This window comes from Kitasatospora sp. NPDC001132 (assembly GCF_053598415.1).
In genome coordinates, this window is the sequence record NZ_JBSFKF010000061.1 from 1 (window position 1) to 22,724 (window position 22,724).

The following is a 22,724-nucleotide window of genomic DNA, read 5'->3' on the forward strand; positions in this document are numbered from 1 at the left end:
AACACCCCACGAAACCGGCCCCCGTCCCGAACGCGACCCCACCACGGCCTGGCCCTTCTCAACCAACCCATGACCCCCCAGCCCAGGAACACCCCCGACCCAACGAATCACCGACCCGCCACAGCGGCGTTCCCGGTGGTGCCCGGGCGCAGCTGGGGTCCGGGATGGTGGTGGTCCTCGACGACGGGGCGGCTGGTGGCGCACGGGTCGATGGCGATGCGGATGCAGTTGATGCTGCTGGACCGCGAGCGTTCGGTGACAGTTCTGGCGGGGCGGCCGGTGCGGCTGCTGTGGCGCGAGGAGGACGGAGTAGTGCGTTCCTGGGTCCCGCAGTTGTTCGCCCGCTACGCGGACGGCGGAGCGTTGCTGGCCGACTGTCCTGCCGTTGCGGGCGCGGGTGGGCCGGCGGCGCAGCGGGCTGCGCGGGTGCTGGCTCAGGTGTGTGAGGGGGTGGGGTGGATGTATCGGCGGTTGGAGCCGCCGTCGCCGGTGGTGGCGGCGAATGTGCGGTGGCTGGCCGGGTACCGGCATCCCCGGTTCGGGGCTGACGGGGTGCTGCGTGAGGCGGTACTGGCGGCGTTCGCGCGGCCGAGGGCGTTGGCGGAGGGGGTCGCGGCGGTGGGGGTGCCGTTGCGGGCGGGGCCGATGGTCTTCCATCTGCTGTGGTCCGGTGCGCTGTCCGCGGCGTTGGCGGATCGGCCGTTGGACGCCGGGACCGTGGTGGGCCGGGGGGGGTGGCGGCGTGAGCGGCGGGTCGGGCCGGCGGGTGCTGGCGGTGGGCGCGCACATCGTCTTCGACGGGCGTTCCTGGCAGGTGGTCGGGGTGGAGGGGCAGCTGGTGCGGCTGGCCGGCGAGCGGGGCGAGGTCGCCACCGTGCTGGCCGGGCACCTGGTGGCGGCGCCGGACTTCGCGGTGACCGGCGCGCGGCCGCAGGCGGGGGTGCCGCAGTGGGGGCTGTTCCAGACGGTGCCGGTGCGCGAGCAGGAGAAGGCGCTGGCCTGGCAGCGGCACATCCAGGAAGTGGAGTTCGGGCTCGTCGGCGGGCAGGGCGCGGCGGGGGTGCCGCGGCCGCAGTACGACCCGCTCTCGCGCACGCTCGCCGAGCGGGAGCGGGCCAAGGCCGACGAGCTCACCGCGCTGGGGTGGGAACGCGTCGCTGTCAGCACGGTGCAGCGGATGCGGTTGAACTACCGGCGACAGGGGCTGCGGGGGCTGGTCGACCACCGCACCACCAAGCCGGTCAGCCGCACCGGGCGCGCCGACGAGAAGGTCGTCGCCGCGGTGCTGGAGGCGCTGCGGCGCCAGCGCGGCCGTTCCCAGGGCACGGTGAAGGGGCTGATGCAGCTCACAAGGCAGGTGCTGGACGAGCGGTACGGGGTGGGGACGGTGAAACTGCCGGCGCAGGCGACGTTCTACCGGCTGGTGAAGGCGCTGGCCGACCCCGCCGAGCTGCCCGGCCGGCCCGCGCGCACCGCCACCGCCTCACCGGGGCGGCCGTTCACGCCGGCGGCGGCGCTGCGGCCGGGCGAGCAGGTCATGCTCGACTCCACCCGCCTGGAGGTCATGGCCGTCTTCGCCGACGGCACCACCGGCCGCCCGGAGCTGACCATCGCGCTGGACGTCGCCACCCGCTCCATCCTGGCCGCCCTCCTGCGCCCGGCCAGCACCAAAGCCGTCGATGCGGCGCTGCTGCTCGCCGAGATGGCCGTCCCGCACCCGCTGCGCCCCGCCTGGCCCGACGCGCTGGCGATGTCGCGCGCGCCCGTGCCGTACGAGGACCTCCTGGACGCTGACCCGCGCCTGGAGGCCGCCGCGGGCCGCCCGGTGGTGGTGCCGGAGACCGTGGTCGTCGACCGCGGCCGGATCTTCCTGTCCGCGGCGTTCCTGGCCGCCTGCGAGAGCCTGGGCATCAGCGTGCAGCCCACCCCGCCGAGGCGCCCCACCGCCAAGGGCCACGTCGAGCGCGCCTTCGGGTCCATCAACACCCTGTTCTGCCAGCACGTCGCCGGCCACACCGGCTCCAACGTCCTACGCCGCGGATCCGACAGCCAGCGCGAAGCCGTATGGAGCGTCGCCCAACTGCAGGACATGCTCGACCAGTGGATCACCACCGAGTGGCAGAACCGCCCCACCGAGGGACTGCGCCACCCCTCGATGCCCGCCACCGCCCTGACCCCGAACGAGATGTGGGGCGCCATGCTCGGCGCCACCGGGCACGTACCACTCCCCCTGAGCGGCGACGACTACATCGAACTGCTACCCGTGGTCTGGAAACCGATCAACGAGCGCGGCATCCGCCTGAACCACCGCACCTACGACCACCCCGCGCTCGGCGACCACCGCGGCCGGCCCTCCGGCACCAGCGCGCAAGCCGGCCGGTGGGAAGTCCACCACAACCCCCATGACGCCCGCCGGATCTGGGTCCGCCTCGGCGGGGGCGGCTTCACGCCCATCTCGTGGATCCACGCCGACCACGTCCACCAGCCCTTCGGCGACCAGCTGTGGCAGCACCTCAAGGACACCGTCACCCGGCGCGGCGACCGCGACCGGCACGAAGCGGACCTCGCCCGCGCCCTCGACGCCACCAGCGGGCCCGGTGGACCCGTCGGTGCCGTGGAGGATCCGGGCGGACAGACCCGAGGGCGCGGGAAGACGAGGCGCCAGAAGCAGGCCGCCGCCCCGGAGAGCCCCGGCCCCGGGCAGCAGCCGGACGATCGCGGGCACGCCGTTCCAGGGCCACGGCGGGCCGGCGCCGCCCGAGCCGGGACGGCGGCCGGGGAGAACGAGGCCCCCGCGGCCCTGTTCGGCGCAGCCGCACCCTGGCCCACACCGGTGCCACCCCCGGGAAGTCCGGCCCCGGGCGGCGAGGACGGCCTCGATGCCAGCCACGCCTGGGACGACGAGGACGACCTGGACGACGCGGATACGGGGGACGCCGGCTTCGGACTTTACGACGCGGCCGAGGAGGCGCAGCAGTGGTGACTGCGACCACCGGCCACTGCGCGCCCCAGACCGGGAGCGCGACGCCTACCACCTGGGAGGAATGGCGGCGCTTCGTCGACCGCCGGCGCCCCACACCTCCCACGCCCGGCTCGCCCAGGCGCAGCGCGGCCCAGCGACTGGCCTATCACTCCCGGTTCGTCGTCGCGCGCACCCCGGCCCTGGACCAGATCACCGCCAGCGTGCGCACCCTCACCCTGCTCGGGCGCCACCAGGACGGCACCGCCCGGCCCGGGCTGATCGTCACCGGACCGCCCACCACCGGCAAGAGCACCGCCCTGCAGGAAGTCGGGCGCACCTACGAGCTGCACGTGCGGTCCCTGTCCCACAGTCCCGTCCCCGGGCGGGCGCCGGTCGCGTACATCCTGGTGCCGCCCGGAGCGAGCGCCAAGAGCCTGGCCGCCGAGTTCGCCCGCTTCGTCGGCCTGCCGGTCGGCCCGCGCATGACCCAGGCCCTGCTCACCGCGACCGTGTGCAGCATGTACACCAGCCTGGGAGTGAGCCTGGTCCTCGTGGACGAGATCCACCGCCTCAACCCCCGCACCACAGGCGGCGCCGAGGCCGCGGACTTCCTCAAAGACCTCTCCGAACGGCTGCCCGCCACCTTCGTGTACGCCGGCGTCGACGTCACCGACACCCCGCTGTTCTCCGGTGTGCGCGGCGCCCAGCTCGCCGGGCGCGCCTCGCTGATCGACTGCGACCCCCTACCCGCCCGCCACGGCCACCAGGCACCGTTCCGCTCCACCGTCGCCGCGTTCGAGAACGCCCTCGACCTCACACACCACCGCCCCGGTGCCCTGCGCCGGCTCGCCCCCTACCTCCACCAGCGCACCGCCGGCCGGATCGGCAGCCTCTCCCGCCTCATCCGCGAAGCCGCGATCACCGCCATCGTCGACGGCACCGAGAAGATCACCAAGACATCGTTGGACGCGATCACCCTCGACCACTTCGCCGAACAACACCACCGACCGGTCCGGCCCGCGGCACGGCGACGGTGAACACCCTCTCCCTGCCCGCAACCACCGCCGGGCCAGAGGCAGACGACACCCCCGCCTCCGGACAGCAGGCGCGGCCCTCCCCAGGCGGTCCGCGCACGGCCCCCGGACCCGGTCCGGGGGCCGTGCCCGTATCCGGCACCCGGCCGATCCCGGTCCTCCTCACACCGACGCCCACCCTCCTGGACATCCGGCCGCTGCCCGCGGAGAGCACCGCCTCCTGGCTGCAGCGCCTCGCCGACGCCCACCACCTTGCGCCCGCGCACCTGCTGGACGGCCTCGCCATCACCACGAGCGACCGCCCCAGCCGCGCACCCGGAGGCAGCGAACTCCACCTCGACCGCACGGCGCAGCACCGCCTGGCCGCGTTCACCCGCCTCCCCCATCACCACCTCACCCGTGCCCTGCCCCGCCTGAACACCCTCCCCCCCGGTCCCCGCACGCTCCGGCCACACAGGCGGCCACGGCGCCTGGCGCAGGCTCGAGGCCCACGAGGCGCCCGTGCGGGCCTGCCCCGTCTGCACCCTGCGCCGCACAGCCGGCGCCACCAACCGGGCCCTGGCCTACCTGCCCGACCACGCCCGGCTCTGCCCCCGGCACCACCGCTGGGCCGCCGGCCCCCACCACAGCCTCAGTACCGCCGCGCTCCCCGAACTCACCCGCGCCCACACGGGCCACCAGCGCCTACACCGCCGCACAGACACCGCGGACGCGTGGACCTGGGCCACCGCCATCATCACCCGCTGGCACGACCACTCCACCCACGCCACCCTCACCGCCCGCTGGCAGCACCGCCGACGCCTCCTCCAGGCCACCAACCCCGACGTACAGCCCGTGACCGGCTCCTGGACACTCCTGGCCCGTGACGCCGTCACCTACCCCGAAACCGTCACCCTCGCCCGCGCCCTGGCCACCACCCGACGCTTCCCCGCACCCCGCCACGGCCACCCCCACCCAGCCATCCACACCTTCCTCGACCACACCGCCACCGCGCTCGGCCTGGCCCGCCTCACCCCACCACCCCGTGACCTCCTCACCACCTGGACCCGCCACCACACCCGGTAAACCAAGGCCAACCCAGCGTCAGCCACCCCCAGCCCACCCAAATACATACACAGGGCTCTCAACCAGACCACGGGAATCCCCACCACTTCTCACGCGACCCGCAAGTTCTCAACCAACCACCAAAACCTGCAGGTCAAACAACCCAGACAGCCAGCCGGCGACATCCTCAAAACCGGCCCTGTCCCCGGGATACGACCCCGCCACAGCCTGGTTCTTCTCAACCAACCCATCAACCCCCAGCCCGCAAACAACCCCCCTCAGCCGATCACCAACCCGCCACACTAAAGCGTCAAGCGGAGGCTGGGACCGGCGGCGTGCCGGAGCTCTGCGGTCCGCGCGGGGGGGCGACGGGCCGGCAGCCTCAACCGGCCAGGCATGATGACGGTATGAACGCATATGTGGCAGTACCGGCCCGCACCGGCGAATCGGTGTTATCCGACGGCAGGGTCCTGGGCTGGGCCGAATGGGGCCCCTCCGACGGCACGCCCGTCCTGTTCTCGCCCGGAGCGGCTACAAGCCGTCGCCTCGGCTTCGGAGCGGACACGGTGGACGCCCTCGGAGTCCGGCTGATCTCCGTGGATCGGCCCGGACTGGGCGCCTCGACGCCTGCACCTCGCCGTACCTTCGCGGACTTCGCGGCCGACATCGCGGAACTCACCGATCGCAGACACCTCGGGCGGCCCGCCATGGTCGGCAGCTCGCAAGGGGCGCCCTTCGCGCTCGCCTGCGCGGCCGCCGGAGCGATCGGCCCCTTGGCCCTCGTCTCGGCCTCTGACGAGCTAGCCGACCCGCGGTTCACCGGGGCTCTGCCGCCCGAGCTGCGGGCGCTGGTGGACCTGTCCGTGCAGGACCCGGATTCCGCCGAGAACCTCTTCGCCGGATTCACCGCCCGGGCGATGTGGGAGATGGTCATGGGCAACAGCCCGGCCAGTGACCTCGCCGTGTACCGGGACCAGGCGTTCGCCGACGCCTACCGCCGGGCCCTGGACGAGGCCTTCGCCCCCGGGGCCGCCGGCTACGCCCGCGACACCGTCCTCGCGATGGGCCGGTGGCACATCGACCTCTCATCGGTCGGCGTCCCGGTGGACGTCTGGTACGGCGCGGAGGATCTCACGCACTCCCCCGACCAAGGAGCCCTCCTGACATCGCGCATCCCCGGCGCCGTCCGACACCTCGTACCCGGGATCGGCGGCGCTCTCCTGTGGACGTCCGCCCATCGGATCCTCAGCACCCTTCTGACATAACGGCGGCTGACGCCTCTCCGGCGTGCACAGGGACCGGAAATGGTGTCTGAATTGCGGAAACGTCGAGAACGAGGCCGAGTGGGCATGTGCCCACGCGGTCGCGTTCTGGCTGCTCAGGCCTCCCGGAGGGGGTGAAGGCGTGGTGTTCGTCGAAGAGCAACCGGTTCTGGAGGCAGTGGTGGAGCTGGCCGAGCAGGCGGTTGAGGAGGTTGCGTTGAGCGCTGGCGTGCCAGTCGCCCCGGCCGGACGGGGCCCCGGCGCAGCTGTCGGCCGTAGGCCGGCCCCGGGGCGGCGGGCAGGACCAGGACGACGGCACGGCGCAGCGGAGCCCGGGCGTCGAAGATCAGGCCAGCCCTGCCCCGGACGCTCTGCCGGCGCAGCACGGCGGCCGTCGTCCGGGGCAGCGAGGCCGCCCGGCCCTGGCGCGAGCAGCCCTCAGCAGCAGGACCAGGGCAGTGACGTGGGCGGGCCCCGAGGTGCGCAAGAGGCTCTCGTCGGGCAACCCCTCTAGCCTGCACGTTTCTCTTGGGGCCGTGTCCGGATCATGATCGGGAACGCGAAAGTGCCTTCTGAACTGGGATGATGAGGCTTGTCTAAGGTCTCCGTCAGCCCAGCAGGAAGGCACTTTCTACGTGCAGCACACTACCGGGTCACGCCCCCGGCTCGTCGTCTCCACCGACGGGCGCGGGGTCGTCAGCCACGCCGGGTCGCGCCTGCTGGCCGATCTCGCCGATGCCACCGGCCTCACGCAGGCCTTCGGCGACGCCCTGCGCCGGCTTCACGCTTCTCCGGAAGAGGGTGTTGCTGGCGTAAGGGATGGAGATGATCGATGCCGGGATCCAGCGGGGCCTACTCAGGACGCCGATCGCGCGTCACGCGTGCGGCTACCGCCTGCACCGCCTCATACTCCCGCTGGTTCGGTCCACGATCGGACCTCGGGCGCCCCGGCGACGCCTGTTGAAGCGACCTGGCGAGCCTCCCACATCCCGACCGGCGGAGACCAGACTGATCACCATGCCGCTTCCGCCCCCACTCGAAGTAACTTACCGTCACCAAGGCACGGAAGTTGAGCCAGAACCCGGTCTCGTGAACAAAGCCACCTCGGCCTGGGGGGAAATAGCGTTGCTCACACCCCTGGCCCCCGTGGCACCCTGACCGGGTGTTCAATACGCTCCACCCCACAGGCCTGACCTGGGACGAGGTCGACCCCGCCGGCCACCCCTTCGACCGCGCTTCGGCGGCACAGGTGGTCCACTCCCTCGGCCCGGCACGGCGGGTGCCCTCACGGCTGGACCCCAACCTCGATCTGACCAAAGTCAACTGGGCCTGGGAGGTGGCCAAGCCCTGGTCCGATGCCATGACGCATGTGCTGATCGAGCGCTACGGCCGGTGGGCGGCCGGGTGGCGCTGGTCGCTCGGCGAGGGGGACGTCGACGGCGGGCCGGTCGGGAACTGGTGCTGCGGGTCGCACTCGATCACCACTCCGGAGCAGACCCTGGACCACGTCGCGGCGGCGCTGTGCGAGTGGCGCGACTGGCTGGAGCACCTCGCGCAGTGGTTCGAGGCCTACCCCCTGGACCCGCAGACCCTGGTGGCGGACCGGATCCTGTGGGAGCGCGCCGCCCGCAACCTGATCCTGCAGGTGGCCGACCGGACAGGCGCCGAGAGCGGCTGGTACGGGCACTGCCAGCAGGTCCTGGGCTGGTTCCTCAGCTACTGGGGTGTCGCCCCCGAGTTGGCCGAGCGGCTGGGGCGACAGGCGGTCGGCGGCCGGTTCAAGAGCTGGACCGCGCCGGACACCGTCCTGGCGGAGGACATCGCTGAGCGGCTCGTCGGCCCACTGCGCCCGCAGGACACCCACTGGTCACCGGACCCGGGCGAGCTCCCGGACCACCTGGAGCGCTGGCTCGCGGTACGCGAGAGCGTGCCGTGGCCAAACCGCGAGGACAGCGCGGACAGTGGACCGGCGACCCCCGCCCGCGACGGCGCAGCGGAGGACTTCCGCTCCTTCGACGCCGCAGTGGACCCCACCCGCGCCGCCGGCCTGCTCACCGCACTGGAGCTGGTGCGGGCCGACGCGGCGCGTGGTGCCGTGCTCGACTTCGAGCTGCTGCGCGGCTGGCAGCAGCACGTACTGGGCACACCCGAGCCGCCACCGCTGCGCGCCCACCCCGCCTTCGCCAAGGACGGCGAGGAGCGCTACGGGATCGGCCCCGACACCCGCACCCGCCTCGACGCCTGTCTGACGCAGGCCAACGACGGCCGGCTCTCGCTGGCCGCCAGGGCGGCCCGGGCCTACCTGGATGTCTGCTTCTTCCACCCGTTCGACGACGGCAACGCCCGCGCCGCCCTGCTCACCCTGCTGTTCGTGCTGGCCCGCGCAGGCGTCACACTCGACTCGGTAGTGCTCATCCGCCGGTTCGGCCACCGGGCCGACGACCCGCAGGACGCGCTGAGCCTGTGCCGTTCCGTCGAGCTCCACCTCAGGCAGAACCGCACCGCAGCTCGGTGACCGCCCCGGTACAAGCCGCGCCGCTCGCATCGCGGTCTCTGTTACAGGCGACACCGGAACTTCGCCAGCCTACGACAATGCTCTTCAGTACGAACACGACACCACCGTTCAGCGATACGCGGCACTGACCAGCAGCGACCACCGCCCAGCGACTGAAAACAGGCGGCGCACCACCGCTGCAACCACACACCACCCATCATGAAGACCAGCGCGGCCACTTGCTCGCGCTTGGTCGGGGCGGGCAGCACCAGCGGGCCCAAGTCCTTGACGGCGCGGTCCTGTACGCACTCGGGCCACTCCAGCCGATCCGGGCCAGCCTCCTCGGTCAGCTCCAGCAAGGAGCCAACCTTCCCCCCGATCGAGCCCCGGCACGTTCAAGACGGGCGCAGCAAGGCATTCGCCGCGCGGAGCGGACGAAGGGGCAGCGCCCCGCAGGATTGGTGTTGTCGGAGGAGGGCTAAGCCGCAGGAGAGCCGGCCACCACCCCGCGTGCGATGCGGGCGCGGCCGTCTGGCGGCAGGACAACGAGGTACTGCCGGTCCGTGTCCTCGACGCGGGCCAATGTGATGGAGGTTTTGGCCGCTGCGAGCGCCTCGGCGGCCGGGCCGGCCTCCTCGGTCATCCGGTCGATCCGCGAGTGGAAGCGGGTGAGGCCCTTTGCCGGGCCGGTGATCCAGATCGCGATCCGCGCACCCCGGCGCAGCGCGGCGAGCAGGTCTGTACGCAGCGGCCCGTCTTCAGCTTCCTGGAGGAGCAGGTCGTGCAGGCGTTCCTGCCCGCACGGCCGGGACGGCGCCCCCTCGGCCAGCGCTCGACACTTGCGGCACGAGGCCAATGCCTGCGGCTGGAAGTGGTGCAGGAAGAGCTTCAGGTACCGGCCACGGATCCCGCACAGGGTACGGCCCGCTCCCCCGGCGTGCTTGACACCAGGCACGCCTTCGACCTCGACCGCGGGAACTCGGCCGGCTCACGTGCGGTCGCGAACGACCAAGTCCCGCCCGAGGCGTCGAAATCAGGAGTGACGGCCATGCCAGGCAGCATGCCACACCGAGCAGCTCGCCTCCCGCGCGAGAGCGCGGGGCAACCGCACGGCCCACATGCCGCGCTCCTCGACGAGGTACAAGTTCGTCCAGAGCGGAGACCAGCGCGGCCACCAGCTCGCGCTTGGTCGGGACCGGCAGCATCAGCGGGCCCAAGTCCGTTGCGGCGCGGGCCTGTACGCACTCGGGGCACTCCAGCCGGTCCGGGGCCGCCTTCTCCCGCAGCTCCAGCTCCGAGCCCTCCTTCCCCCCGATCGACCCCCGGCACGTCCAACCACGGGCGCAGCGCGGCGTTGGCCGTGCGGGCGGCCTCCAGTTGCTCTTCGGCCTCCCGTTCCAGGCGTTCCTCGCGGTCCTGGTGGCAGGACCAGCAACGGCTGCCGGGGCGGCGGGTCCACTCGACCTGTCCCTGGCGGCCGTACTCCCAGGTGCTCTTCTCCTGGGGAACGTCGCCGCAGTCGATGCAGACCAGGGAGTCCATCAGCCCCTGGTGGACCCGTTGCTGCGCGTCCTCGCGGGCGGGGTGAGTGGCGGCGGAGCAGCAACGGTCCGGACCCGTCATCGTCCCAGTCCGGCTGGCAACCACTGGCTGCGGCGCAGCCCAGGGGGTGGCGGGCCGTCACCCTTCCTCGGCCGGACCGGGCGGCCCATAAGGAGACGCACGTCTTAGATCCGTAGAGAACAAGCAGCCAGACGAACATCCAAGGCCGGCCGGAAACGCTCCATTAGCGCAAAGGGATGTATGCGAATGCACTAATCGGGTCGCGCCCCACGTCGACCGAGGACTAGCGTCGCCGCTGAGCCGGATTGGCCGCCAGGGGAAGCCGCGAACCAGAGAAAGTAAACGATCACTTGAGGCTCGATGCGCCGCTCGGCACCGCAATCAATCGAAACACCTTGGGAGAACATGACATGGCAACGCAAGAATCCGTCACGGATATCCACGAGCGACATGTCGAGGAGGGGAAGCTCCCGCAGGCGGGCACGGTCTACGTGCTACACAGCAGCGGCTATGCGTTCGATGGCACCTACTCGATGGTCGAGTACACCGAGGACTCCTCGCCCGCTGAACTCGTCGTCCACTGGGCGCACAAGAAAACGGGAAAATGCACTCTGGCCGTAGTCCGCGGCGGGGCTGACGGCGCCTGCCGCCCCGGATACCTCGTGACCGCACACGAAAATCTCCCATGGACACGGCCCGTCTGGGAGATGACCGGCGACAAGCTGGAGGCGGCGGTCTGGCAACTCATCCCGAAGGATGAAGGCGAGTACTACCTGTGGAATGTGGGACGCACGCAGTACGCGGAGGTGAGAGAGGAGACCGGCAACCGCTACCTCCTCCACTTCTGCGACACCAAGGAGAAGGCGGCCGTCTTCCACCTCGATGCGCTCTCCACTTACGAGAGCGTTCTTAATCTGTACAAGGAACAACTCAAGCCCAGCCTTGCACTTCCAAACCTGATCACTAACAAGAAGCAGCCGCCGGAGTGCGCGCTCTACGATAACGTTCACAAGAATCCGCCCGAGGATCCGGTGCCGGGCACGCAATTGGCGGGTGTTTGTGCGATCCCCTACTATCTCGTCACTGACGGAAAGCACAGCCAGGAGTGGCAGGGGGAAAAATCCCCATACTATCTGATGCGTCGAGAGTCGTGCTGGCACCTGTCAGACAAAAATTTCAAGATCTACGCACGCGGGGTCAAGGAGCGGAAATACTGGGAAGTGATGGAAGGAACGTCGGAGGAGTACGCTCAGGAAGTCGACAAAAAGACGCAGTGGAGTGTCACTGCGGAAGCGGGATTCTCGTACGGCGGAATCGGGGCGAAGGCGAGCGGAACCTACGGGGAGGAGCTGAACGTCAAGACGAGTAGCAAGCGCACGAAATCCCATTCCAAGAAACAAGGCGGGGACTACGAGGTGTCCCCTCCCGACAACGATGACCTTGCCGTAGCCGACTTCTTCCGCCAGGACGAATACACCGTCTGCCGCGTCACCGGCGAGGAGATCCTGCGGTTCAAGACCTGGCACAGCGACCCGCGAATCAGCCGCACCTTCCCGAAGGGAAAAGACTGATGTCCCGCCGCTCCTGCGTCCGCCGGACGGTCATGGTCGCCGCCGCTCTCACCGCCGTCGCTCTGCTGCCGCCCACCACCGCGCAGGCCGCCTCCGGCACCGTCACCGCCCACGACGCCTTCTGCCAGAACAGTGACGTCAAGGGGCCGTGCATCCTGGTGGGCCAGCCCTGGATCGTGACCGACCCACCTTCCGGCTGCTACCACGTCCAAACCAGCGACCAACTCAGCGGATGGTTCGTCGAGAACAGGCTCAACACCGCCGTAAGAATTCACGCCGGTGCGAATTGCACTACTGCCGCAGTCGACTCGCTACCTCGGAACACGGACGGGTACTACCCGCGCGACCGTTACCGCGACGGCATCAGCATTTACGTTCCGTGAAAACGGATCCCAGTTGGACCCAGCGCCAACGCGGCTCGGCGGTGCTGCTCGGCGTACAGGGCCCGCAGGAGCGACAGGTCGTGGTCCGGGTCGTAGACCGTGCCCGGCGGTCGGCGGCCGGGGTGCACGGTGTTTCGGGGTGGGCGCCGCAGTCTTCGCAGGTGCGGGTGTTGGTGGTGCGGCGGGCGGCGGCCGCGAGGAGCTGCGCGGCGGTGGCCGGGCTGGGGGTGGACTCGCGCACGTCGTACAGGTCGAAGTTGTCCTTGCGGCCGGTGCCGGGGTTGCGGGTCTTGACGGTGGCGCGGACCGGGCCGGCCGCCTGGCGCGGCAGGTCCAGCGCGGCGAGCTGGGTCGTGGTGCGCCAGGTGGTCGGGGACCTCGCTCCACCGGGTGTAGGACGGGAGCGTCTTCACGGCTTCCGGCATGTTGGTGCCTCCCCTTCTCCGCTGTGCGGTTCAACGCGGCCGTCACCAGGTGGTGGCGGCCGGTGGGCGGTCAGCGCCTCCATGGCTCCGGGGCCGGCTCGGGCGGCGCTGCGGGGGTGAGCGACTGGTCGGCGCAGCGGGTGGGGTGGTTGCGTACGCCGCACTCGGGGCCGCGGTCGAAGGCGACGACGTACGGGAACGGGGTCGGGTAGCGGCGGACTCGGGTGATGACGCCGAGGGTGCCGGCCGGGAGGTTGACGTGGGCGCGGGCGTCCTCCTCCCAGGACTCCTCGGCCGCCAGGTCCTCGTCGATCCACGACGCGCGCACCGGCTCCAGTAGCTCGACCCTGTCCCCCTCCTCCAGGCGCACGTGGCTGGTGAGGACCTGGGCCTGGTAGCGAAGCAGTTGCACGAACGCCTGCTCCCGCTCGACCGGGTCGGCCAGGGCGCCGGGATCCAGCACCAGCATCCGCGGGGAACTGGGTGCGCTCGTGCCGGTGGAGGCCGGGGAGCGCTGGACACCCGGCCGGGCCACTGTCGGCGCGGGGGTGGGCCGCGTGGCGGTCGAGGTGGTCGGGGTGGTGGTGTCGGTCATCGCGGGTGCCCTCCGGCGGGTGATGGGGCCTGGGTGCGGGGCGGGGCGGCCCGCGTGCCGGGCCGCCCCGATGGCGGTGGTGCTACTGGTCGGTGTGACAGTCGTGGTCGGCTTCGACGTAGTCGCCGTCGGCGAAGTCGGTCTCCAGGGACCAGCCGCAGTGCACTCCGCTCGGCCTTCCCACGCGATCTCGGCTTCGCCGTGGTCGCAGTCGTGGTCGGCGTCCACGATGGTGCCGTCCTCGAACAGCGCGTCGCCGCCGTCGCCGCAGGTGTGGCAGACGTACTGCGCGTACCAGGACACCTTCGGCTGCTGGGTGGTGGTCACTCGTCTCCTTCCGGGGAGCGGGCCGTCCCGGCCCGAGGTGGGCCGGGACGGCGGGCGTGGGTTTGGCGGGTCAGCCGGCGACGGTCTCGGCGTGCCGGGTGAGGGCGTCCAGGAGCGCGGCCTGGTGGTCGGTCAGCTTGCCCTCGGTGCGGGCCTTGTCCTGCTTGCGCAGCCCAGGTGCCGGGCCGGAACGTCGGGTCGGCTTCGCCGCCGGTGCGGTTGACGGGGCCGGTGAGGGGTCGGGGCGGATCACCACGGCGTTGCCCGGTTCGACGGTGCCGCAGTGGCACGAAGGGCTCGCCCCGGCGGTGCTGGCGCCGGACTACCAGCGGCTTATGGACGCCCTGTCCGGTCGTGGGGAGGCGATGGACTGTCGGCAGCTCGCGGCGGCGCTCGGCCTGGAGGTCGTTCCGGCAAAGGTCGAGGGGGTGCGGTCGAAGGTGAAGCGGCTGGCCGCGCGGGGCTGGCTGGCTGAGGACCGTCCGGGGATGTTCAGTGCGGTCGCCGGGCGAGCCGGCGGCTCATGACCATGCGTCGCGGGCGGTATCGCGTGGAGGGCGGTGCCCGCGGACTTCCCCGCGTGGGACCGCGTCTACGCCTTCTTCCGACGCTGGCGCGACACGGGCCTGGTCGCCGAGTTCCACGACCGGCTGCGCGACCGGGTCCGCCGGGGCGCGGGCCGCGATCCGGAGCCGACCGCCGGGATCATCGACTCCCAGTCGGTGAAGGGGGCCGCATCCGTGCCGGCCGCGAGCCGGGGCTTCGATGCCGGGAAGCGAGTGAACGGCCGCAAGAGGCACATCGTGGTGGACACCCTCGGCCTGCTGCTGGTCGTGATGGTCACCGCGGCATCCGCCACCGACCGCGAGAGCGGCCAGAGGCTGCTGGCACGACTGCGCGAACGGCACTGGCGCATCACGCTGGTGTGGGCCGACGGCGGTTACACCGGGCGCCTGGTCGACCTCGCCCGCGATGCCTGGCGGGTCGCGCTGACCGTGATCAAACGCAGCGGCGACACCGCGGGCTTCGTGGTGCTGCCGAAAAGGTGGCTGGTGGAACGGACGTTCGCGTGGCTGGTGCGCTCACGCCGCCTCGTCCGCGACTACGAAACCCGAACCGACACCTCGGAAGCGATGATTCGGTGGTCGATGAGCATGGTCATGAGCCGCCGGCTCGCCCGGCGACCGCACTGAACATCCCCGGACGGTCCTCAGCCAGCCAGCCCCGCGCGGCCAGCCGCTTCACCTTCGACCGCACCCCCTCGACCTTTGCCGGAACGACCTCCAGGCCGAGCGCCGCCGCGAGCTGCCGACAGTCCATCGCCTCCCCACGACCGGACAGGGCGTCCATAAGCCGCTGGTAGTCCGGCGCCAGCACCGCCGGGGCGAGCCCTTCGTGCCACTGCGGCACCGTCGAACCGGGCAACGCCGTGGTGATCCGCCCCGACCCCTCACCGGCCACCACGACCGGCGGCCCTTCTTCGCCTCCGCACGGAAGAGCCAGGACCTCGGCCACCGTCTCACGGGCGATCACGAACCGCTTCCACGCGGCCTCGGCCTCCAACAGCTCGGCCTGAAGGGCCTCCATCCGCTGCCGAGCGGCGCGTTCACGCTCCTCCAGCAGCCCCATCACCGACGGCATCCGGCACCTCCACCGAAGAGACGAAACGACGCTTCGTCTCTGCCGCCGAAGCACCGGGTCTATGCCTGACCAGCGGAAACGCACCCGTCGCTCTCGGAAAGACAACGGCTTCTGAGGCCTGGTCAGGGTCGGCGCCACCAGGAGCCGCGCCGCTTCGCCTCGGCGGCTGCGGCTTCGGCCGCGGCTCGCTCGCGCTCGGCCTCCTCCCGGGCCTCCTCCCGGGCCTGCTCCTCGGCGGCGGCCTGGCGGTAGTCGGCGCACGGCCCGTCGTCGCCCCAGGCGGCCCGCTCGCGTTCCTCCCACCGCTCGTCCGAGAACGGCACGGTGCATCGGGTGCAGGCCGGACGGCGGCGCTCGCGCTCCGCCTTCTGCCGTTCCTGCTCCCGTTCCTGGCGGGCCTGCTCGGCGGCGGCCTGCTCGGCGTCGGCCGGATCCACGCAGCCTTCGTCGCCGACGCCCGGGAGCGCGGCGAGGACTGCGGGCCGCTGGACCTCCGCCCCTCCCCGGGGCTGGTGGTCAAGGGCGGCGGGGTGTACCGGCCCGCTGCCGAGCTCGCCTACACCGCCGGCACCGGCGAGGAGCGGCAGCGCCTGCGGGCGTTCGTCGAGCGCCACCGTCCCGGTGTCGGCGCAGAGGAGACCGCGGCGCAGCTGGCGGCGTGCGCCCGGGTGGGAGCAGTCGGGCCCGGACGGGCGGGGCCGGGCGTGGGAGCGGCGCTGGCGAGCTTTCCTGCGGCTGCTGGTGGTCTTGGTCGGCACGGCGGCCGCCGGGGTGCGCGGCGCGGTGGCGGATCTGCGGCTGGCCGCCGAGGAGAACCCGGCCGTCACCGAGATGCTGGCCGCCGTCCCGGCTGGCGCCGCCCGGATCGAGGACCTGGTCCAGCGCGGGCCGTCCACGCCGATCTGGCATCCGCTCAGCGGCATGGGCGGGCGGGCGTGCGGGTGGACCGAGCTGTAGGCCTGACCGGCACCCGCACCTTGATGGCCCGGCCAGGAACACCCGGGCGGCCTATCAAGGTACTCCGCAGACGGCGCCACCAATGCTTTGACCTGCGGCTTTTACCTGAACTCCAAGGTTTCCGGCCAGCGGGCGGGACGGTCTCCAAGGTATCTGGGGGCGCCTACCAAGGTGACCATCAAGGTGTTCACCAAGGCATTGGCGTGACCATCAAGGAATCGGCGAGACAGCCCGGGCAGCCGTCAAGGTACCGCCCGCCCACTCCGGGGCGACCATCAAGGTGGCCGGCGGAGCCTGCGGCCGCGTAACTACCCGGGCGCCGCGCCGCTGCCCGTCACAGCCGGTACGCCGTCGCCGAGGTGGCCGCTTCGTCGGCGCCGGTCGGCAGCGTGGGCAGTGGCCAGGCCGGGTCCGGTGCCCAGGTCGGCCAGCCAGCGGCGAACGGCCCGGTGCGGTCGTCCAGCATGGCGATCGCCCGGCTGCGGGCCTGCTCGATCTGGCGGTCCGCGTAGTCGTTGACCACGTCGAGGCGCCGCAGCTGGGCGTACTCCTCGGTGTCCTTCCAGTGGTGGCCCGTCAGGTCGGGGGTGATGACCAGGTCCAGGCACAGGTCCAGGGTGTCGATGCCGAGGCCGGGGTGGCGGTGGTAGGGGTGCTCGAAGTTCCCGTACCAGCGCAGCGGTTCATGGGTGGCGGCGTCCTGGAAGCAGTGCACGGAGAACCACTCTCCGGCCAGGAAGTGGGAGAGCACCTCCGTGTTCTTCCAGCGGTGGTGGCCCAGCGTCCAGGTGCCGGCCGCCAGGTCGGCCAGGCCCTGCTTGCGGGTGGTGTCGTCGCCGGTGCGGGTCGAGGTGATCCAGGTCGTCGGGGCCAGACTCTCGATGCCCGGCCAGTAGGCCAGGGTCAGCACGTGGCCGGTGTCGTCGATCACGCGCTGGGGCATCGCGGTCCACACCCGGTCGGCGTGGACGTCGCGGCGCACCACGGTGGTGCCGGGCTGGAACAGGCTGTCGGTGTCGGTCACAGCGGCAGTCTGCCCGACCCCGGGGCCGGGGCCGGGCGGTTCACTCGAAGGGGTGACGGCGGGTCAGGGCTGGGGGAAGCCGTAGCGGCCGGCGGCCCAGCGGTTCGGCGGCTGCGGGGCGTCCAGGCGCTTGCGCAGCTCCTGAACGGCCTGGGCGAGTTCTTCCCGGTCGGTGGCGTTGACCGGACCGTCCAGAACGGCGGAGACATCGCCGAAGGTGCCATCGTCGAGAACGCGGCCCGCGCACAGCTGGACGCGCAGGTACGGGGCGAAGGCGTCGATCCCGATCCACCAGCGGTCCGCGTCGTGGACCAGGCGCCGCTGGGAGGGCGGGTGCCCGAGGAGCACGCGGGCCTGCTCCTGCCAGCCGCAGACCTCGGTGATCCACTCGGCTACCGGCTCGGGCCCCAGTCGGATCGGCTGTGTCATCGGTCCACCCCTCCCTGGCGACAGTGCGTCGAGCCTATCCGCGGCCGGCCGCCGGGCGGTGGGGAACGGCCCGGTCGCCGGTCGCCGTGGACGGCTGGCCCCAGGTCGGGCAGGCGGGCTCGTGCCAGGTGGTCTTCACGACCATCCCGCCAGGGATCAGGTGCTCGCTGGACCAGGTCCGACAGCACCCGCCGCCGCCCGGCCGCACCTGGGCCGGCGGCCGTCCGGCGCCGACTGGGGGCCTTTCCCCTGCACCCACTGCGGCGAGCCCGGCGAGAACGACGACCCGGCTGCGCCACGTGCAGAAGTAGTACTTCACCGCGCCAGTGGGTGGCAGGTCATGCGGGAGGTAGTCCCACTGGCAGCCAGTCCGGGACTGGTAGAGCAGGGCGTTGACGATCTCCCGCATCTCGTAGCGGCCCTCGTGGCCGCTGACCGAGGGATGCTGGACCTTCCATGAGGTGATCACCGGCTCGATCAGCGCCCAGCGTTCGTCGGATAAGTCGCTCTTGTAGGGCTTGCGGTTACTCACGCAGTCACCTCAGCACGGCGCCAGCCTCCCGACCGGCCGGAAGCGGTAAGGCCACACGTTCAAGCGACGACAGAACGGACTTAATCTCTAATTCCGCCCTCTTACACGTGTTCGACGGTGATGGTGCCGCCTCCGCCCGCTCGCTTGTCGGCAGCTTCGGCCTCCTGCCGGTCACATACTGACGGCTCTCGCCGTGGGGCAGGGTCAGCCGGTAGACAGTGACGGGTGGGCGATGGGCACCCCCGCATTTGCATCCCACGCCAGCTCCTTCGCCTGATGATGCCCAAGCCGGATGCTCGGCCGCAGCACCGCCATGTGAATGCCCAGGTCGGTGGCCGCTCCCGTGCCGCCCAGGGGCAGCAACGCCGTGTCGCGGACACAGCGGGGCGATAGAGGAAGGTCCGAGTCGGGACGGTGAGCGCGGCGACATTCCTTTTCGGCGCGAGACAGCGCCACCCCGGGTGCGGTATTCCCCTGTTTCCGGCTGTACTTCACTCCGACCAGTTCTCTTTCGACGGTGCGTCTACACAGCACTGAGGAATAATCATACTAATTGAAGCGGATATGAACAGCTTTCCGGACCGCTTCACGCCTCTCAGCCCGACTTCGAGCTGGACACGTCAGTCCAAACGACTGGAGGCTATGCCGGCTATGTAGGAGAGGGTCAAGGACGTGGCGACGATCTGGAACCCCGGCGTGTCGCCGATCAGGAATACCACAGGAGCCACCACTGCGGCCACCCAGATGCTGGCGCACCAGCCGCAGGAAACCAGGTAGGCGGGCCTGGAATCGTCACCGAAACGATCGGCGATCCATGAGCGAAATCCTGAGGCCAGAGTGTCCTTTGTGACGAACCGCGTCATGCGGCATGTGGCGCCCAGGGCCATGAGAAATGCGGCGAAGTTCATGCAATTCATCGTACGGAGAACTCGACAGTCGGGAAGATCCGAGGCCTCTGAGTATTCGGCGAGCTGCCGAGCCGTCCCCGCCGGCTCCGTTGTCGAACGGCCGTCTCCGGCTGCTGAGGTGCTGCAATGAGAACGAAACCGGGCCTCAGGTGGCGTGCGCACGGCGCCACGCGCTCCTCTCGGCCATCGCGTGCGGAGGCTCGCCCTGGACATCGGCGCGCCCCGGGGCGCACTGCAACGACGTGGATCGGACACCAACGGCCCGGACTGGCTGCCGCCGACCCCGACAAAGGGCCGGGATTGCGTCACGCGACTTCCGGGAAGCTTCGCAGGGTGGTGCGACAGATGGCCCGCCCACCGACACCCAGCTGCCACCAACCACCGCTCTGAACAGCGAGGCGAAATACGGCGCGACCGTGGCAGCGGGATCGCTGCATGACTGCGGCAGTACCCGAAAGGCAGTGGCGAGGGCCTGACGCACGCAGATCTTGCTGAACTCCCGTGCGCTCCGCTCGCCCTCCGCAGCGCACTGGGAAAGGCCTTAAGTGATCCTTTGTACACCTCTCTGACGAGGCCAGAAGGGCATTTTGTCCGGCTACTTCCTTGCCGCTGGGATTGCGCCGGAGCAAAGCAGTGGCATATGCGCGGCGCATGTCCCGAAGGCCTCACGCTCGGCCGTTCAGGGGTTTTCGGCGTCACCTGTCTGGCGGATCCGCCGAAATCCGGTGCCTACTGCTGACCTCGGCCCCGCTCGTCCCATCGGACGGCGCCGGCCGCGGATCGGCATAAGCCGGTCTCGCTGCTCGTCCCATCCCGCTTCAGGTGGGCCCACCGGGATGAGCCCACTCGACACATCAGCAAGGAGCCATTGCCATGGGCGCTATTGTCATCCACACCCTGGAGCCCGCCCGCCCGGTCGCCCGCGAGCGGGTCACCCTGACCGCGCAGGTCCGGTCGACCGACGTGAAGGTCGGTCAGGTTGCCCAGGTCCCCACGGGTACCGTCCACTTCCTCCTCGACCAGACCCTCCTGGCCGCCGTCCCCCTCGACTCCAGCGGCTCCGCCTCCCACGAGACCGAACTGCCCGCCGGTGACCACACCGTCAGCACGGTGTACAGCGGCAACGAGGGCACTGCCACCCACGAAGTGCCCGTCACCGTCGACCAGGCGACGGCGGCGCCGACGACGACGACCCTGACCAGTTCGCCGAACCCCTCGGTCTGCGGGGAACCGGTGACCTTCACGGCACAGGTGAGCTCCGCACAGGTGGGCTCCCAGCAGTTGCCGCCTCTCGCGTCCCCCACCGGGACGGTGACGTTCGTGGTCAGTGCCGACGGGCCGTCGTTGACCGCGGCCCTGGACCCCACCACCGGCCAGGCCCAGGTCGTCGAGAACGGTCTGTCCATCGGCACCCACCAGGCCATTGCCAGCTACAGCGGCGACACGAACTACGCACCCTCCAGCTCCAACCTGGTGAACCAGAGCGTCACCCTGGCTCCCACCAGCACCACGTTGACGGTGAACCCCACCCCTTCCGTGTGCGGGCAGACGGTCACCGTGTGCGCCACCGTCACGGCGCTCCCCCCGGGCTCCGGCATCCCGACCGGCACGGTGACGTTCACCGGCTCCGGCGGGCTCAACGAGACCGTCACCCTCGACGCCACCGGCACGGCCTGCTTCACCACCAACTCCCTCGAAAGCGGCCCGGTCTCCGCCCAGTACAACGGGGACACGTGCTTCGACACCTCCTTCCTCAGCACGGTGGTGGAGGTCGACCAGGCCGCGAGCACCACCGACGTGTCCATCACGCCCAACCCCTCGGTGTGCGGGCAGCCGGTCACCGTGTGCGCCACCGTCACGGCGGTCGCGCCGAGTTCGGGCACCCCGACCGGCACGGTGACGTTCACCGGCTCCGGCGGGCTCAACGAGACCGTCACCCTCGACGCCACGGGCAAGGCCTGCTTCACCAGCAGCTCCCTCAGCACCGGCCCCGTCTCCGCCCAGTACAACGGGGACACGTGCTTCACCGGCTCCAGCGGGGCCGGGAAGGTGGTGGTCAACCAGGCCGCAAGCAGCCTGGCCCTGTCCGTCAACCCGGCGCCCTCGGTGTGCGGCCAGGCGGTCACCGTGTGCGCCACCGTCACGGCGGTTCCCCCCGGCACGGGCATCCCCACCGGTACGGTGACCTTCTTCGGTCCCCCCGCCTTCGAACAGACCGTGCCGCTGGACGCCACCGGCACGGCCTGCTTCACCACCAACACCCTGCAGTCCGGAACCGTCACCGCCGTGTACAACGGCGACGCCTGTTTCCTCCCCGTCAAGTCCGCGACCCCGGTGACGGTGAACAAGGCCACCCCGAAGATCCAGCTGACCGCCACCCCCAACCCCTCGGTGTGCGGGCAGACGGTCACCGTGTGCGCCACCGTCACACCAACGGCGCCGAGCACCGCCACCCCGACCGGCAAGGTGACCTTCAGGGAACCCGGCGGCCTCAACCAGACCGCCACCCTGGACGCCACCGGCAAAGCCTGCATCACCACCAGCACCCTCCAGACCGGCACCGTCACCGCCACCTACAGCGGTAGTGGCTGCTTCACCACCGGCAGCGCGGGCATTCCCGTGACGGTGAACCAGGCGTCGACCACCACCGCCGTGACGGTCAGCCCGTCGCCCTCGGTGTGCGGCCAACTCGTCACGGTCTGCGCCCAGGTGGCGGCGGTTCCCCCCGGGGCCGGCACGCCCACCGGGACAGTCACCTTCTCCTACGGGAGCACGAGCACGACGGTCAACGTCGACGCCACCGGCAAGGCGTGTCTGGCCGCCGCCTTCCACGCGTCAACGACCGTCGCCGCGACCTACAACGGCGACTCCTGCTTCACGAGTTCGTCCGGCAGTGGCACGGTCACGGTGAACAAGGCCTCGTCCGCCACCGCCCTGCTGGTCTCGCCCGTCCCGTCGGTGTGCGGGCAGCCGGTGACGGTGTGCGCGACCGTGACGGCGCTCGCCCCGGGCTCGGGAACGCCCACCGGCACCGTGACCTTCACCGGCCCCGGCGGCCTCAACCAGACCGCCACCCTGGACTCCACCGGTAAGGTCTGCATCACCACCAGCACCCTCCAGACCGGCACCGTCACCGCCACCTACAGCGGCAACGACTGCTTCACCACCTCGACCGCGACTACGACCGCGACTGTCAACCAGGCGTCCTCGACGGTCGCGCTGACCGCGACGCCCAACCCCTCGGTGTGCGGGCAGCCGGTCACCGTCTGCGCGCAGGTGACGGCACTCGCACCCAGCACCGCCGTTCCCGGCGGCACCGTGACCTTCACCGGCCCCGGCGGCCTCAACCAGACCGCCACCCTGGACTCCACGGGCAAGGCCTGCATCACCACCAGCACCCTCCAGACCGGCACCGTCACCGCCACCTACAGCGGCAACACCTGCTTCACCGCCTCCACCGCAACGCTCGCCGTCACCGTCAACCAGGCGTCCTCGACGGTCGCGCTGACCGCGACGCCCAACCCCTCGGTGTGCGGGCAGCCGGTCACCGTCTGCGCGCAGGTGACGGCACTC

20 protein-coding genes and 4 pseudogenes are annotated in these 22,724 nt (G+C 71.1%); 14 read left to right on the forward strand and 10 right to left on the reverse strand.

The window, feature by feature from the left end; translation table 11 throughout:
- Positions 1–69 precede the first annotated feature (69 nt).
- The 8 genes and pseudogenes from ACWDBE_RS38020 to ACWDBE_RS38055 all read left to right on the forward strand — a co-directional run.
- Positions 70–711, forward strand: a pseudogene (locus ACWDBE_RS38020) (TnsA-like heteromeric transposase endonuclease subunit); the annotation flags it as partial.
- Between the two features lie 31 nt (positions 712–742).
- Positions 743–2,983 (forward strand): Mu transposase C-terminal domain-containing protein, encoded by a 2,241-nt coding sequence (locus ACWDBE_RS38025; protein ID WP_449810248.1) that lies wholly within the window; start codon positions 743–745, stop codon positions 2,981–2,983.
- Positions 2,977–3,999 carry an AAA family ATPase gene (locus ACWDBE_RS38030; RefSeq protein ID WP_449810249.1) on the forward strand — a complete coding sequence of 341 codons (1,023 nt, stop codon included), beginning with the start codon at positions 2,977–2,979 and terminating at the stop codon, positions 3,997–3,999. Before ACWDBE_RS38025 ends, ACWDBE_RS38030 begins: the two co-directional genes overlap by 7 nt.
- A gap of 122 nt (positions 4,000–4,121) precedes the next feature.
- Positions 4,122–4,421 (forward strand): annotated as a pseudogene (locus ACWDBE_RS38035) (TniQ family protein); the annotation flags it as partial.
- 76 nt (positions 4,422–4,497) lie between these two features.
- A complete protein-coding gene (locus ACWDBE_RS38040; protein WP_449810270.1) occupies positions 4,498–5,061 on the forward strand; it encodes a hypothetical protein in 564 nt (187 codons plus the stop codon).
- A 386-nt stretch (positions 5,062–5,447) separates the two neighbouring features.
- Positions 5,448–6,305, forward strand: coding sequence for an alpha/beta fold hydrolase (locus ACWDBE_RS38045; RefSeq protein WP_449810250.1), 858 nt, complete (start codon positions 5,448–5,450; stop codon positions 6,303–6,305).
- Positions 6,306–6,937: 632 nt separating this feature from the next.
- Positions 6,938–7,084 (forward strand): annotated as a pseudogene (locus tag ACWDBE_RS38050) (IS1380 family transposase); the annotation flags it as partial.
- A 380-nt stretch (positions 7,085–7,464) separates the two neighbouring features.
- Positions 7,465–8,817, forward strand: coding sequence for a Fic family protein (locus ACWDBE_RS38055; RefSeq protein ID WP_449810251.1), 1,353 nt, complete (start codon positions 7,465–7,467; stop codon positions 8,815–8,817).
- Positions 8,818–8,858: 41 nt separating this feature from the next.
- Here the strand turns inward: ACWDBE_RS38055 and ACWDBE_RS38060 are convergent, their stop codons facing one another.
- Both ACWDBE_RS38060 and ACWDBE_RS38065 read right to left on the reverse strand, forming a co-directional pair.
- On the reverse strand, positions 8,859–9,155 hold the full coding sequence (locus ACWDBE_RS38060) for a hypothetical protein (protein ID WP_449810252.1): 297 nt from the start codon (positions 9,153–9,155) through the stop codon (positions 8,859–8,861).
- Between the two features lie 119 nt (positions 9,156–9,274).
- On the reverse strand, positions 9,275–9,751 hold the full coding sequence (locus ACWDBE_RS38065; RefSeq protein ID WP_449810253.1) for a hypothetical protein: 477 nt from the start codon (positions 9,749–9,751) through the stop codon (positions 9,275–9,277).
- A gap of 1,018 nt (positions 9,752–10,769) precedes the next feature.
- On the opposite strand from ACWDBE_RS38065, the gene ACWDBE_RS38070 reads away from it, so the two are divergent.
- Together ACWDBE_RS38070 and ACWDBE_RS38075 are read left to right on the forward strand one after the other, a co-directional pair.
- The gene (locus ACWDBE_RS38070) at positions 10,770–11,930 is read left to right on the forward strand and encodes a hypothetical protein (protein WP_449810254.1); all 1,161 of its coding nucleotides are present in this window, start codon (positions 10,770–10,772) and stop codon (positions 11,928–11,930) included.
- A complete protein-coding gene (locus ACWDBE_RS38075) occupies positions 11,930–12,313 on the forward strand; it encodes a hypothetical protein (RefSeq protein WP_449810255.1) in 384 nt (127 codons plus the stop codon). Before ACWDBE_RS38070 ends, ACWDBE_RS38075 begins: the two co-directional genes overlap by 1 nt.
- Positions 12,314–12,808: 495 nt before the next feature.
- On the opposite strand, the gene ACWDBE_RS38080 is transcribed toward ACWDBE_RS38075, so the two are convergent.
- Together ACWDBE_RS38080 and ACWDBE_RS38085 are read right to left on the reverse strand one after the other, a co-directional pair.
- Positions 12,809–13,660 carry a hypothetical protein gene (locus ACWDBE_RS38080; protein ID WP_449810256.1) on the reverse strand — a complete coding sequence of 284 codons (852 nt, stop codon included), beginning with the start codon at positions 13,658–13,660 and terminating at the stop codon, positions 12,809–12,811.
- Positions 13,661–13,730: 70 nt separating this feature from the next.
- On the reverse strand, positions 13,731–13,916 hold the full coding sequence (locus ACWDBE_RS38085) for a hypothetical protein (RefSeq protein ID WP_449810257.1): 186 nt from the start codon (positions 13,914–13,916) through the stop codon (positions 13,731–13,733).
- Between the two features lie 4 nt (positions 13,917–13,920).
- Here ACWDBE_RS38085 and ACWDBE_RS38090 point away from each other — a divergent pair, with 4 nt between their 5' ends.
- Both ACWDBE_RS38090 and ACWDBE_RS38095 read left to right on the forward strand, forming a co-directional pair.
- Positions 13,921–14,187: a hypothetical protein gene (locus ACWDBE_RS38090; RefSeq protein WP_449810258.1), complete on the forward strand. Its 267-nt coding sequence runs from the start codon at positions 13,921–13,923 to the stop codon at positions 14,185–14,187.
- An 18-nt stretch (positions 14,188–14,205) separates the two neighbouring features.
- A complete protein-coding gene (locus ACWDBE_RS38095) occupies positions 14,206–14,853 on the forward strand; it encodes an IS5 family transposase (protein ID WP_449810269.1) in 648 nt (215 codons plus the stop codon).
- Here the strand turns inward: ACWDBE_RS38095 and ACWDBE_RS38100 are convergent.
- Positions 14,819–15,301, reverse strand: a complete 483-nt coding sequence (locus ACWDBE_RS38100; protein WP_449810259.1) for a hypothetical protein — start codon at positions 15,299–15,301, stop codon at positions 14,819–14,821. The genes ACWDBE_RS38095 and ACWDBE_RS38100 overlap by 35 nt on opposite strands.
- 122 nt (positions 15,302–15,423) lie before the next feature.
- Positions 15,424–16,059, reverse strand: a complete 636-nt coding sequence (locus tag ACWDBE_RS38105; RefSeq protein ID WP_449810260.1) for a hypothetical protein — start codon at positions 16,057–16,059, stop codon at positions 15,424–15,426.
- Here ACWDBE_RS38105 and ACWDBE_RS38110 point away from each other — a divergent pair.
- Positions 16,049–16,258 carry a hypothetical protein gene (locus ACWDBE_RS38110; protein WP_449810261.1) on the forward strand — a complete coding sequence of 70 codons (210 nt, stop codon included), beginning with the start codon at positions 16,049–16,051 and terminating at the stop codon, positions 16,256–16,258. The two genes, ACWDBE_RS38105 and ACWDBE_RS38110, sit on opposite strands and share 11 nt — an antisense overlap.
- 334 nt (positions 16,259–16,592) lie before the next feature.
- Here ACWDBE_RS38110 and ACWDBE_RS38115 read toward each other — a convergent pair whose 3' ends face one another.
- The 4 genes and pseudogenes from ACWDBE_RS38115 to ACWDBE_RS38130 form a co-directional block, all read right to left on the reverse strand.
- A complete protein-coding gene (locus ACWDBE_RS38115) occupies positions 16,593–17,282 on the reverse strand; it encodes a DUF402 domain-containing protein (RefSeq protein WP_449810262.1) in 690 nt (229 codons plus the stop codon).
- Between the two features lie 63 nt (positions 17,283–17,345).
- Positions 17,346–17,711: a hypothetical protein gene (locus ACWDBE_RS38120; RefSeq protein WP_449810263.1), complete on the reverse strand. Its 366-nt coding sequence runs from the start codon at positions 17,709–17,711 to the stop codon at positions 17,346–17,348.
- 292 nt (positions 17,712–18,003) lie between these two features.
- Positions 18,004–18,243: pseudogene (locus tag ACWDBE_RS38125) on the reverse strand (transposase); the annotation flags it as partial.
- Positions 18,244–18,863: 620 nt separating this feature from the next.
- The gene (locus ACWDBE_RS38130) at positions 18,864–19,151 is read right to left on the reverse strand and encodes a hypothetical protein (protein WP_449810264.1); all 288 of its coding nucleotides are present in this window, start codon (positions 19,149–19,151) and stop codon (positions 18,864–18,866) included.
- 873 nt (positions 19,152–20,024) lie between these two features.
- Here ACWDBE_RS38130 and ACWDBE_RS38135 point away from each other — a divergent pair.
- Positions 20,025–22,724 (forward strand): Ig-like domain repeat protein (locus ACWDBE_RS38135; protein ID WP_449810265.1); only part of this gene is annotated, 2,700 nt, incomplete at its 3' end.